Origin of the sequence: Novosphingobium naphthalenivorans NBRC 102051, assembly GCF_001590985.1 — a bacterium.
Classification (GTDB): Bacteria; Pseudomonadota; Alphaproteobacteria; order Sphingomonadales; family Sphingomonadaceae; genus Novosphingobium; species Novosphingobium naphthalenivorans.
The window spans coordinates 49,555-61,409 of the sequence record NZ_BCTX01000002.1; the positions used below are offsets into that span (position 1 = coordinate 49,555).

General features: G+C 65.9%; 15 protein-coding genes. 13 read left to right on the top strand and 2 right to left on the bottom strand.

Going from position 1 to position 11,855, the window contains the following annotated elements; translation table 11 throughout:
* Positions 1 to 353 precede the first annotated feature (353 nt).
* The 10 genes from NN5_RS01175 (at position 354) to NN5_RS01220 (ending at position 7,445) form a co-directional block, all read left to right on the top strand.
* Complete coding sequence (locus tag NN5_RS01175; RefSeq protein ID WP_067732222.1) at positions 354 to 761, top strand: SUF system Fe-S cluster assembly regulator; 408 nt, start codon at positions 354 to 356, stop codon at positions 759 to 761.
* Positions 762 to 2,258 (top strand): Fe-S cluster assembly protein SufB, encoded by a 1,497-nt coding sequence (sufB, locus tag NN5_RS01180; RefSeq protein ID WP_067732223.1) that lies wholly within the window; start codon positions 762 to 764, stop codon positions 2,256 to 2,258.
* Positions 2,258 to 2,767: an endonuclease domain-containing protein gene (locus tag NN5_RS01185; RefSeq protein ID WP_084384658.1), complete on the top strand. Its 510-nt coding sequence runs from the start codon at positions 2,258 to 2,260 to the stop codon at positions 2,765 to 2,767. Before sufB ends, NN5_RS01185 begins: the two co-directional genes overlap by 1 nt.
* Positions 2,764 to 3,261 carry an endonuclease domain-containing protein gene (locus NN5_RS01190; RefSeq protein WP_067732224.1) on the top strand — a complete coding sequence of 166 codons (498 nt, stop codon included), beginning with the start codon at positions 2,764 to 2,766 and terminating at the stop codon, positions 3,259 to 3,261. The genes NN5_RS01185 and NN5_RS01190 overlap by 4 nt, the downstream gene beginning before the upstream one ends.
* A gap of 2 nt (positions 3,262 to 3,263) precedes the next feature.
* The gene (sufC, locus tag NN5_RS01195; RefSeq protein WP_067732225.1) at positions 3,264 to 4,004 is read left to right on the top strand and encodes a Fe-S cluster assembly ATPase SufC; all 741 of its coding nucleotides are present in this window, start codon (positions 3,264 to 3,266) and stop codon (positions 4,002 to 4,004) included.
* 151 nt (positions 4,005 to 4,155) lie between these two features.
* Positions 4,156 to 4,905, top strand: coding sequence for a SufD family Fe-S cluster assembly protein (locus NN5_RS01200; RefSeq protein WP_067732226.1), 750 nt, complete (start codon positions 4,156 to 4,158; stop codon positions 4,903 to 4,905).
* Positions 4,902 to 6,104, top strand: a complete 1,203-nt coding sequence (locus NN5_RS01205; protein WP_067732227.1) for an aminotransferase class V-fold PLP-dependent enzyme — start codon at positions 4,902 to 4,904, stop codon at positions 6,102 to 6,104. Before NN5_RS01200 ends, NN5_RS01205 begins: the two co-directional genes overlap by 4 nt.
* Positions 6,101 to 6,589, top strand: coding sequence for an SUF system Fe-S cluster assembly protein (locus NN5_RS01210; protein ID WP_067732228.1), 489 nt, complete (start codon positions 6,101 to 6,103; stop codon positions 6,587 to 6,589). Before NN5_RS01205 ends, NN5_RS01210 begins: the two co-directional genes overlap by 4 nt.
* Positions 6,586 to 7,095, top strand: a complete 510-nt coding sequence (locus NN5_RS01215) for a GNAT family N-acetyltransferase (RefSeq protein ID WP_067732229.1) — start codon at positions 6,586 to 6,588, stop codon at positions 7,093 to 7,095. Before NN5_RS01210 ends, NN5_RS01215 begins: the two co-directional genes overlap by 4 nt.
* On the top strand, positions 7,092 to 7,445 hold the full coding sequence (locus NN5_RS01220; protein ID WP_067732230.1) for a HesB/IscA family protein: 354 nt from the start codon (positions 7,092 to 7,094) through the stop codon (positions 7,443 to 7,445). The genes NN5_RS01215 and NN5_RS01220 overlap by 4 nt, the downstream gene beginning before the upstream one ends.
* 33 nt (positions 7,446 to 7,478) lie before the next feature.
* On the opposite strand, the gene NN5_RS01225 is transcribed toward NN5_RS01220, so the two are convergent.
* Both NN5_RS01225 and NN5_RS01230 read right to left on the bottom strand, forming a co-directional pair.
* Entirely contained in the window at positions 7,479 to 7,898 is a 420-nt protein-coding gene (locus tag NN5_RS01225; RefSeq protein ID WP_067732231.1) for a bactofilin family protein, read from the bottom strand.
* A 1-nt stretch (position 7,899) separates the two neighbouring features.
* The gene (locus tag NN5_RS01230) at positions 7,900 to 9,039 is read right to left on the bottom strand and encodes a M23 family metallopeptidase (protein WP_174523860.1); all 1,140 of its coding nucleotides are present in this window, start codon (positions 9,037 to 9,039) and stop codon (positions 7,900 to 7,902) included.
* A 299-nt stretch (positions 9,040 to 9,338) separates the two neighbouring features.
* On the opposite strand from NN5_RS01230, the gene NN5_RS01235 reads away from it, so the two are divergent.
* The 3 genes from NN5_RS01235 to rsfS all read left to right on the top strand — a co-directional run bounded on the left by NN5_RS01235 (position 9,339) and on the right by rsfS (position 11,850).
* Positions 9,339 to 10,640: a glutamate-5-semialdehyde dehydrogenase gene (locus NN5_RS01235; protein ID WP_067732232.1), complete on the top strand. Its 1,302-nt coding sequence runs from the start codon at positions 9,339 to 9,341 to the stop codon at positions 10,638 to 10,640.
* A 20-nt stretch (positions 10,641 to 10,660) separates the two neighbouring features.
* A complete protein-coding gene (locus NN5_RS01240) occupies positions 10,661 to 11,338 on the top strand; it encodes a nicotinate-nucleotide adenylyltransferase (protein WP_067732233.1) in 678 nt (225 codons plus the stop codon).
* A 113-nt stretch (positions 11,339 to 11,451) separates the two neighbouring features.
* Entirely contained in the window at positions 11,452 to 11,850 is a 399-nt protein-coding gene (rsfS, locus tag NN5_RS01245; protein WP_174523861.1) for a ribosome silencing factor, read from the top strand.
* Positions 11,851 to 11,855 lie beyond the last annotated feature (5 nt).

The following is an 11,855-nucleotide window of genomic DNA, read 5'->3' on the forward strand; positions in this document are numbered from 1 at the left end:
AACCGGTAAGGCCTGTGGCTCAAATGCTTCTATCCGGCATAAAACTTCATTGCGCGGACCGCTCAAATCGTTTGCATCCCCTGCAACCGGCCGGGCCTGTGTCGCAATTGTACAATAAATTGGCCCGGTGGCCGCATAAACGAAAGGTGCGACCCGAAGGGCTCGTAGCGGGATGCGCACGAGTTCCTTACTTACCTTATGGCGGTTCCCGGCCTGTCCGGGGACCGCCTTTTTTATGCGCTGGAACATGGGCTGGCCTTCGCAAAACACCCATTGAAACGCGTGCCGTGCTGCATTAGGTGAAATCGGAAAGAATCAATCCGATTTAACGACCGGGTCCGGAAAGCCAGTTTATGCGCCTGTCCAGCATGGCCGATTATGCCGTTGTCATCATGTCCGCCGCCGCGCGGCATTGCGGCGGCGCGCGGGTCGCCGCAGGCCAGTTGGCCGAGGAAACCGGATTGCCGGTGCCGACCGTGCAGAAGCTGGTGAGCAAGCTCACGGCGGCCGGGCTGATGCGCTCGTCGCGCGGAGTCGGCGGCGGGCTCAAGCTCGCCCGGCCCCCGGCGGCGATCACGCTGGCGGATATTGTCGAGGCGGTGGAAGGGCCGATCGCGCTCACCGCCTGCCTCGGAGAAAACAAAAGCGATTGCACACTGGAGGGATGCTGCAATGTGCGTGGCCACTGGCCCGTGGTGAACGCCGCCCTGCGCGGCGCGCTGGCGCAAGTGCCGCTGACCCAGCTTGCCGAGGATGTGTGAATGACCGACGAAACTGTCCCTGCCGTACCTGAGGAACGTGACGCTGCCGCCCGCGAGGCGGCTGCGCGCGTGGCCGAATACGAACACGGCTGGTCTTCCGATATCGAGCAGGAATTCGGCCCCAAGGGGCTGTCCGAGGATACCGTCCGCTTCATCTCCGCCAAGAAGGAGGAGCCGGAGTGGATGCTCGAATGGCGGCTCAAGGCCTATCGCCGCTGGCTGGAAATGACGCCGCCGGACTGGGCCAAGCTGAACATTCCGCCGATCGACTATCAGGACGCCTATTACTGGGCCGCGCCCAAGAAGAAGGATGGCCCCAAGAGCCTCGATGAGGTCGATCCCGAAATTCTCAGGGTCTATGAGAAGCTGGGTATTCCGCTGGAGGAGCAGAAGATGCTCGCGGGCGTCGAGGGCGCGCGCAAGGTTGCGGTCGATGCGGTGTTCGATTCGGTTTCGGTCGCCACCACCTTCCGCAAGGAGCTGGAGCAGGCGGGTGTCATCTTCCGCTCGATTTCCGAGGCGATCCGCGAATATCCCGAGCTGGTGAAGAAGTGGCTGGGCAAGGTGGTGCCGCAGCACGACAACTACTTCGCGGCGCTCAACTGCGCGGTCTTTTCGGACGGCACTTTCGTCTATGTACCCGAGGGCGTGCGCTGCCCGATGGAACTCAGCACCTATTTCCGCATCAATGCCGAGAACACCGGCCAGTTCGAGCGCACCCTGATCGTTGCCGACAAGGGCGCTTACGTTTCCTATCTCGAAGGCTGCACCGCCCCGCAGCGCGATGAAAACCAGCTCCACGCCGCCGTGGTCGAGCTGGTCGCGATGGAAGATGCCGAGATCAAGTATTCGACGGTGCAGAACTGGTATCCCGGCAACGAGCAGGGCAAGGGCGGCATCTACAATTTCGTGACCAAGCGCGGCCTGTGCCAGGGCGCGCGGTCCAAGATCAGCTGGACTCAGGTCGAGACCGGCTCCGCGATCACCTGGAAGTACCCCTCGTGCGTGCTCAACGGCGAGGATTCGGTGGGCGAGTTCTACTCGGTCGCCGTCACCAACAATTACCAGCAGGCCGATACCGGCACCAAGATGATCCACAACGGGAAGGGCTCCCGTTCGACGATCATCTCCAAGGGCATTTCGGCGGGCAAGTCGAACAACACCTATCGCGGCCTCGTGCGCGTGGCGGCGGGCGCGGAGGACGTGCGCAACTTCACCCAGTGCGATTCGCTGCTGCTGGGCAAGGAATGCGGCGCCCACACCGTGCCCTATATCGAAGTGAAGAACCCCTCGGCGCAGATCGAGCACGAGGCGACCACCAGCAAGATCAGCGACGACCAGCTATTCTATGCCATGCAGCGCGGGCTCGACACCGAGCAGGCAGTGGCGCTGATCGTCAATGGTTTCGCCAAGGAAGTCCTGCAGCAATTACCGATGGAATTTGCCGTCGAAGCGCAGAAGCTTCTGGGCATCAGCCTTGAGGGGAGCGTGGGGTGATGGACCGGCCCACGAATCTCAACGACTGGGCAAAGACCATCCATACCCCTCCCCTTCAGGGGAGGGGCAAGGGGTGGGGCCTCTCGGCCGAGAAGCTCGGCCAGATCTCGCGCCGCGCCCGCGACATGCGCAACCAGCCGACCGAGCCTGAAAAGCGCTTGCGGTCGATCCTCTCCCGCTCCCAGCTTGGCGGCTACAAGTTCCGGCGGCAGGCCGTGATCGGCAGTGCGATCGCGGATTTCCTGTGTCCCCGAAAGGGGCTGATCGTAGAGGTGGACGGCGAGACGCATGCCGATTCCGCTGCGGACGAGCGCCGGACTGCGCGGCTGGAGGCGCTTGGCTACCGCGTGGTGCGTGTCATGAATCCTGACGTAATGCGCAATCTCGAAGGCGTCGGGCGGCATTTGCTGAACGTTCTCGATAGCTTGCCTGACCGGCGAGCGCCCCACCCCAACCCCTCCCCTGAAGGGGAGGGGCTCGAAGACGATATAGAAGGATTTTCCCGATGACTGCCGCCCGCAAGACCCTTGGCATCAGTACGGCAGCGTCCTCGCCCAAGGCCGACGCCCGCGCCAGCTTCAACGTGACCGGCGCGCGCCTGGAAACGCTCAAGGAGCGCGCGCGGGAACAGCGCCGTCATCCGACCGAGGCGCAGAAGGCGCTCTGGACCGAACTGTCCGGATCGAAACTCGGCGGGGTGAAGTTCATGCGCCAGACGGTGGTGGGTTCCACTGTCGTCGATTTCTCGTGCCCCTCGCGCTGGATCGTCATTTCGCTCTCGCCCGAAGGCGCCAATCCCGATGTGGATGCGCTGCAGGACAAGAAGCTGACCGATGTCGGCATTCGCGTGCTGCGTTTCGGGGAGGCTGACGTTCTGGCGGACATCGATGGAGTGGTGAAAGCGATTAACGCCATGTTGAACCAGCCGTTCGACAAGCGCGCCGCCCGCCGCGGCCCTGCTGCCCACACCCCTGCGCCCAGGTTCGAGGACGCCGAAGGATGACCATGCTCACTATCGAAAACCTCCAGGCTTCCGTAGCCGACAAGCCCATCCTCAAGGGTCTTTCGCTGACGATCAATCCGGGCGAGATCCATGCGATCATGGGACCGAACGGCGCGGGCAAGTCGACCACCGGCTATGTGCTGGGCGGCCGTCCCGGCTACACCGTGACGGGCGGTTCGGTCGAATTCATGGGGCAGGACCTGCTCCAGCTCGAACCGCACGAGCGCGCCGCCGCTGGGCTGTTCCTTGGCTTCCAGTACCCGGTCGAGATTCCCGGCGTCTCCTTCGTCCAGTTCCTGCGCGAGGCGGCCAATGCCCAGCGCAAGGGGCGCGGGGAAGAGCCGCTGTCCGGCGGCGAATTCCTCAAGCTCGCCAAGGAAAAGGCGGCGCTGCTGCGCATGGACATGGACATGCTCAAGCGCCCGGTGAACGTGGGCTTTTCGGGCGGTGAGAAGAAGCGCGCCGAAATGGTGCAGATGGGCATCCTCGATCCCAAGCTGGCGATCCTCGACGAGACCGACTCCGGCCTCGACATCGACGCGCTGCGCATCTGCGGTGAAGGCATCAATTCCATCATGCGCGCGCCCGACAAGGCGGTGCTGCTGATCACGCACTACCAGCGCCTGCTCGATTACGTGAAGCCGGACTTCGTGCATGTTCTTGCGGGCGGCCGCATCGTCAAGTCGGGCGGTCCCGAGCTGGCGCTGGAGCTGGAAGAGCAGGGCTACGAGGCGGTGGCGTGATGGCAGGCGCACTTGTCCTCCCCGATGCGGGGAGGTGGCAGCGCGAAGCGCTGACGGAGGGGACTCGCGTCCTCCCGCAAGCTGGCGTCTGGGCGCGAATCCCCTCCACCGCCTGCGGCGGTCCCCCTCCCCGTGCCGGGGAGGACAGGGTATGAACCTCGAACTCACGCTTCCCACCCGCAAGGACGAGGACTTCCGCTATTCGGATATCGAAGCGCTGGGCACGGTCTGGCCGGTCCAGCGCGAAGAGATCGTTGTTGCGGCCGGGCTGGAACAGTCGCTTCAGGTGATCGAGCTGGGTGAGGGCGCTGTCGCGCGCCACCTTGCTATCCGGCTGGAAAAAGGCGCGAAGATGGACCTGCGCGTGCTGACGGCGGGCCCGGCCTATGGCCGCATTGCCATCGATGTGCGGCTGGAAGAGGGCGCCGGCTTCACGCTCGGCGCGGCGCAGCTTGCGACCGGCAAGCAGACGCTGGAGATCGTCACCAGGGTGACGCACGCCGGGCTCAACGCGACCTCCAGCCAGATCGTGCGGACCGTGCTTGCGGGCCATGCGACCGGGACCTATCTCGGCTGCATTGCGGTGGAGCGCGGTGCGGACGGGACCGATGCCGAACAGTCGGTGCGCGCGATGCTGCTCGACCGCACGGCGACCGCCAATGCCCGGCCCGAACTCGAAATCTACGCCGATGACGTCAAGGCGGCACATGGCTGCGCGGTGGGTGAACTCGACGCCGAAGGCCTGTTCTACCTGATGTCGCGCGGGCTTCCCCCGGCCGAGGCCAAGCGGCTGATGCTGCAGGCCTTCATTGCCGAGGCTTTCGCCGGTGCGCCTGGTGAAGAAGCGCTTGACGAAGCGGCGATAGCCCGGCTTGCAGCACTGGTGGAGACGGGGCTGTGAGCACGGCAACTCTCACTCTCAAGGACGAATTCCCCGGCCTTGCGGGCGGCTGGCACTATCTCGACACGGCCGCCACCGCGCAGAAGCCGCAGGCGGTGATCAATGCCACGGTGAACGCGCTCGGCCGCGACTATGCGACCGTGCACCGCGGCGTCTATGCGCGCTCGGCCGAGATGACGCTGGCCTTCGAGGCGGCCCGGCGCCGCACCGCCGCGTTCCTGGGCGGCGCGGAAGAGGAGATCGTCTTCACTCGCGGCGCCACTGAAGCGATCAACCTCGTGGCGCAGACCTGGGGCGCGCAAAACCTCAAGGCGGGGGACCGCATCCTCCTGTCCACGCTGGAGCACCATTCCAACATCGTGCCCTGGCAGATGCTGCGCGAGCGCACCGGCGTCGCAATCGACGTCTGCCCGCTCACCGAGGACGGCCGGATCGATCTGGAGGCGGCCGAACGCATCCTGACGCCCGCGCACAAGCTGGTGGCGTTCGCGCATGTCTCGAACGTGCTGGGCTCGGTGCTCGACGTGCGCCGGGCGGCGGATCTGGCCCATGCGGTCGGGGCCATGCTGCTGGTTGATGGATGCCAGGCCGCGCCGCGCATCGCGCTCGACATGGCTGCGCTCGATTGCGATTTCTACGTCTTCTCGGCGCACAAGCTCTATGGCCCGACCGGGGTCGGGGCGCTCTGGGCGCGCAAGGCGATCCTTGATGCCATGCCGCCCTGGCACGGCGGCGGATCGATGATCGACCGCGTGACCTTCGAGAAGACCACTTATGCTCCCGCGCCGCAGCGCTTCGAGGCCGGCACGCCGATGATCGTCGAGGCGCTGGGCATGGCGGCGGCGATGGACTGGCTCTCGGGCATCGGCCTTGGCCGTGCCGAGCAGCACGAGCGCGATCTGGCCGCCCGGCTGCGCGAGGAACTGGGCAAGCGCAACGACGTGACTCTGTTCGGCCCCGACGATTCGGTGGGTATCGTCAGTTTTGCGCTCGATGGGGTTCACCCGCACGACCTTGGCACCATATTGGACGAGGAAGGCGTGGCGATCCGGGCCGGGCACCATTGTGCGCAGCCGCTCATGGACCACCTTGGCGTTCCCGCCACCGCCCGGGCCAGTTTTGGCCTTTACAGTGATGACAGCGATATCGAGGCGCTCCTGAAAGGGATCGAGCGCACCAGGAGAATTTTCGGCCAATGACGGAGCAGAACCCCGACGAACCGCGCAAGTTTCAGGTCGAGGAAGTGGAATCCGCGCCCCCGCCGCCGCGCGCGCGTGTGGAAGATGCGGAAACGCCGGCGGAAAAGCTGGAGCGCAAGCGCGACTACCTCGAAGGCTTCCTTGCCGAGACGCCGCAGGGCGAGAATCCCGGCGAGCCGGGCGGGGCGATCTACGAAGGCGTGATCGGCGCGCTCAAGGAGATCTTCGATCCCGAAATCCCGGTGAACATCTACGATCTCGGCCTGATCTACGGCGTCGAGGTCTCGCCCGAAGCTTCGGTGGCGGTGACGATGACGCTCACCACGCCGCATTGCCCGGTAGCCGAATCGATGCCGGGCGAAGTCGAACTGCGCGTGGCGGCCGTGCCGGGCGTGCGCGACTGCGACGTCAATCTTGTCTGGGATCCGCCGTGGGACATGGCCAAGATGTCCGACGAGGCGAAGCTCGAACTGGGCATGCTGTGAGCGAAACCGCCGCCCTCGATACCTCTGCCGTCACGGTGCGGCTGGCGGACTATGGCCATGCGCCCGATGCGGCGGCCGTGGTCGCGCTGCTGGACAGCTATGCGCGCGATCCGATGGGTGGCGGTGCGCCGCTCGATCCGGCCGTGCGTGAACGGCTGGCGGCGGCGCTCGATGCCTTTCCCGGTGCGTTCACGCTGTTGGCGTTCGACGGGGACGAGGCGGTGGGGCTGGCCAATTGCTTCACCGGCTTTTCGACGTTCGCGGCGCGGCCGCTGATCAATATCCATGATATTGCCGTGAAGCCCGGCGTGCGCGGCAAGGGGATCGGCCGTGCGCTGATGCAGGCGGTCGAGCACGAGGCCCGCGTGCGCGGCGCCTGCAAGATCACGCTTGAAGTGCTGGGCGGCAACGAGCGCGCCAAGGCGCTTTACGCCGCGCTCGGTTACGGGAATTATGCGCTCGATCCCGCGACCGGGACGGCGCAGTTCTGGGAAAAGAAGCTATGACCACGACCACTCGCGAACGTCCGGCCGCTGTCGTGCTGACTCCGGCGGCTGAAGCGCGCATTGCCCAGCTGATGAGCCAGGCGCCCGAAGGCGCGATCGGCGTGAAGCTTTCCACCCCCCGCCGGGGCTGCTCGGGCCTTGCCTATTCGGTCGACTACGTGACCGAGGAAGCGAAGTTCGACGAGAAGATCGCAACGCCGGGCGGCACTTTCTACATCGACAGCGGCTCGGTGCTCTACCTGATCGGCAGCACGATGGACTGGAAGGAAGACGACTTCACCGCCGGCTTCGTGTTCGACAATCCCAACGCCAAGGGCGCCTGCGGCTGCGGGGAAAGTTTTACGGTCTGAAACGCTGCCGGTTTTGACCGGCGGCGGCTTTCATTACTCCGCCGCCAGCACCAATCCTGCTTCGCCGCTGGCCTTGGGCAATTGGGCGACGGCGGGCGGGGTCTGGCCGCCGTTGGGGCTGAGGCGGCCTTCCAGACGCGCGCCCTGCTCGATGGTGAGTGTGTCGTAGGCCACGTCGCCCTCGATCCGCGCGGTCTTGAGGATCACCACTTCGCGCGCGGCGATGGTCCCGCGCACGAGGCCGGCCACGCGCACCGTTTCGGCACGGATGCCGCCGGTGATCTGGCTGTCCTCGCCCTGCACCAGCGAACTGCAGGCGATATCGCCATCGACGCGGCCGTCGATGTGCAGGTCGGCCGTGGCTTCGATATTGCCGGTGATGACGGTGTCGGCGCCGAGCATCGAGAAGGTCGAAGTGCCGGCGGGGCGGGAGGCAGCGGGAGTCCGGGCCATATTAGGAGTCTTTTTGCTGAACATTGCGGGAGGCTTCAAGGAAGGGGCGCGGGTTGACCGGGCGGCCGTTGACGCGGACTTCGAAGTGCAGGTGCGGGCCGGTGGAACGGCCGGTGCTGCCCATCGCGGCGATCACGGTGCCGGCGTCGACCTTTTCGCCGACGTGGGTCTGCTTGAAGCTGGAAAGGTGGGCATAGCGGGTCATCAGCCCGTTGCCGTGGCTGATCTCGATGCAGTTGCCGTAGCCCTGGCGCTGGCCGACGAAGCTGACCGTGCCCTTGGCGGCGGCGTAGATCGCCGAGCCGCGCGGGCCGGGGAAGTCGAGCCCGGCATGGAAGGCGGCGGCGCCGGTGAACGGGTCCGAACGGTAGCCGTAGCTCGACGAGACATAGGCGACATGCGCGGGGCTGACCTGCGGGATCGAGGCAAGGCCGTTCTCCAGCGCGTCCATGCGGGCGAGGCTCATGCCCATGCGCTGGAAGCGCGGATCGAGGCTGCCGTCGGCGGAGGTGGCGAGGCGCATCAGCGGGCCGCCTTCGGCGCCGCTCGAATTGGCGATGATCGCGTTGGGATTGAGGCCCAGCTTGCGGATCGCGGCGCTGGCACTGGCGGAGCGGCGGTCGGCATAGCGGGTCAGGCGTTCGACGAAGGTGAGCTGTTCGGCCTCGACCTCGGCCAGCCCGCGCGCTTCGGGCAGGACGGCGCTGATCTTGCGGACGGTCTTGGCGGCTTCACCGGAGCTGTCGGATACGGTTTCGCCGGCCTGCTTGTCGCTGGGGAGGTCGCCGATATGGGCTTCGACCATCTGTTCGATGAACTGCTGGCGCCGGGCGAGGTCGGCGGTCGTTTCGCTGATGTTGTCGCGGTAGGCCTGGACGCGGCTCTCGGACTTGGCGACGGCGGCTTCGCGGTTCAGCAGCGCGGCCTGTTCATGGCTGGCATAGATCCGGGCGACGGCGGCCGTGCCCACCGTACCGAGCCAGACGGCCAGCAGGGCCGTGGCGGCACCCGCTGCGGCCATCTGCACGCGCGAGGAGACATGGATAAAACGAACCTGTCCCTGCGATCGCATGATGAACTCGCGATCGGGAAACGCAGTCCGCAGGCGCGACAGCCACGCCCCGGAAGATGTGAATTTCAAAACGACCCCGCTTGAGTTTTCAATCTCAGTCCCGGGGCGGTGGGCTAGCAGGGGAGGGGGGCAAAGGCGAATCGGCTTATCGTAAACCCTTGCTGAATCGGGGTGAGCCGATGCGTCAGTACGATGAGCTGAGAAAACTTCTTGACCGAGGCCAAGGTTGGACCGGAGTCGTGTCAAATGAAAACTGCTGTAGAATGGAGCATGTTTCCATTATCCTAACCGGTGTTGCCGCGCGGGCACAGGCGCGCGAAACCGCCGGAAACGGTGACAATCCTGTGCTTTGGTGGTAGTCGGCAGCCATGACTGTACAGACTGCCCCTCTCGCTGACCGGCCTTCCGGCACGGCCACCGAATCGCCCGAAGATCTCGTCGCGCGTCTTGCCCGTGACGGCCGTGCCGCGCAGCGTGTTCTGGCACGGCTGAGCGATGCGCAGAAGGCAGAGGCCCTGCGCGCCGCTGCTGCCGCTCTGCGCGCCGCCGAGCCGGCGATTCTTGAGGCCAATGCGCGTGACATCGCGGCCGGTGAAGCCAAGGGGCTGACGGGGGCCATGCTCGATCGCCTGCGGCTCGATCCCGCGCGCCTTGCGGGCATCGCCGATGCGGTGGATCAGGTGGCCAGCCTGCCCGATCCGGTGGGCGAAGTGATTTCCGAAAGCGAGCGCCCGAACGGGCTGAAGCTCAGCCGCGTGCGGATTCCCATCGGGCTGATCGGCATCATTTATGAGAGCCGCCCCAACGTCACCGCCGATGCGGCGGCGCTGTGCCTGCGTTCGGGCAATGCCGTGCTGCTGCGCGGCGGCAGCGAGGCTCTCCATTCGAACCGGGCGATCGCGGCGGCTTTTGCAGAGGGTCTGGAAAACGTGGGTCTTCCCGCCGCCGCGATCCAGCTCGTGCCCACGCAGGACCGCGCGGTCGTCGGCGCGATGCTGACGGCGGCGGGCCTGATCGACATGATCGTGCCGCGCGGCGGCAAGAGCCTGGTTGCACGCGTACAGGCCGATGCGCGGGTGCCGGTGCTCGCCCATCTCGACGGGATCTGTCACACGTATGTCCACGCCGCCGCCGATCCGGAGATGGCGCGCCGGGTGACGCTCAATGCCAAGATGCGCCGCACCGGCATCTGCGGCTCGATGGAGACGCTGCTGCTCGACACGCAGTTTCCGGAAAGCGCTTCGGTGGCCGCGGGCCTGCTCGATGCCGGCTGCGAACTGCGCGGGGATGCCCGCGCCCGTGCGCTCGATCCGCGCATCCTGCCTGCCAGCGACGAGGACTGGGATACCGAGTATCTCGATTCGGTGCTGTCGGTCGCCGTGGTGGACGGGCTCGATGCCGCGCTGGACCACATTGCCACGCATTCCTCGCATCACACCGACGCGATCGTCACGGCGGACGCGGCAGCGGCCGAGCGTTTCCTCAATGAAGTCGACAGCGCCATTGTCATGGTCAATGCTTCCAGCCAGTTCGCCGACGGCGGCGAATTCGGGCTCGGGGCGGAAATCGGCATCGCCACCGGCCGCCTGCACGCACGCGGCCCGGTCGCGCTGGAAGGGCTGACGACCTACAAGTGGCTGGTGCGTGGCAGCGGCCAGATTCGGCCCTGAGTGCTCCGGCCCTGAAGCATATGGTGCAGCGGCGGCGCTGCGGCCCGGTTACCGGGCTGCTCGGCGGCAGTTTCAATCCGGCCCACGGCGGGCACCGGCGCATTTCGCTTTTCGCGATCGATGCGCTGGCGCTTGGCGAAGTGTGGTGGCTGGTTTCCCCGGGCAATCCGCTCAAGCCCGCGGCCGGCATGGCGCCGCTCGGTTCGCGGGTCGCATCGGCCTGCCGGGTGGCACGGCACGCGCGCATCCGGGTCACGGCGATCGAGCGCGAACTGGGCACGCGCTATACCGTGGACACGCTCAGAAAGCTGCTGCTCCGCTATCCGAAACGGCGCTTCGTCTGGCTGATGGGGGCGGACAATCTGGCGCAGTTCCACCACTGGAAGGACTGGCGCGGGATCGCGAATCTCATGCCGATTGCAGTGATTGCCCGTCCGGGGTATGATGCGCCTGCCCTCGCGAGCCCCGCGATGGCCTGGTTGAGGCGATTCCGGAAGCCTTTGTCCAGTCTTCGCGGTCCGGAAAGGTGGAGCGCACCTGCGCTTGTGACATTGCGATTCGACCCCGATACGCGGTCGGCCACGGCGATACGCCAGACCGATCCGGACTGGGCCCGGACAAACGGGACGCGGACTGTGCGTCCCCATTCTTGCCGGGACGCTGTCACGCACCGCCTGATCCCCGGAACAGCGGCGTGAACGGTCCTGAGACCTTTCGCAAGCGCACCCGGCTTACCCAGCATATGATTGAAAACGGCACGATGGTTTCCATCTTGCCCGGACGATCCCTGAAAGGAGCAGACACACACTAGATGCCACAGGCACAAATACAGCCGGTTGCGACCGGCACCACACCCCCGGCGGTGGTCGACAGCGATGACCCGCTTCTGGCCCTTGTCCTGCAGTCGCTCGACGACGATCAGGCACAGGACCTGGTGGCCATCGACCTCGAAGGCAAATCCAGCATTGCGGACTACATGGTGATCGCGTCGGGCCGTTCGACCCGGCAGGTGGCCGCCATGGCGCAGAAACTCGGCGAACGGCTCAAACACGGTGGCTTCGGCAATCCGCGTATCGAGGGCCTGCCCGCGGCCGACTGGGTGCTGGTCGATGCCGGCGGCGTGATCGTCCACCTCTTCCGCCCGGAAGTGCGCAGCTTCTACAACCTTGAGAGGATGTGGGGCTTCGACGGACCCTCCGGCGCGGCCTGACCGCC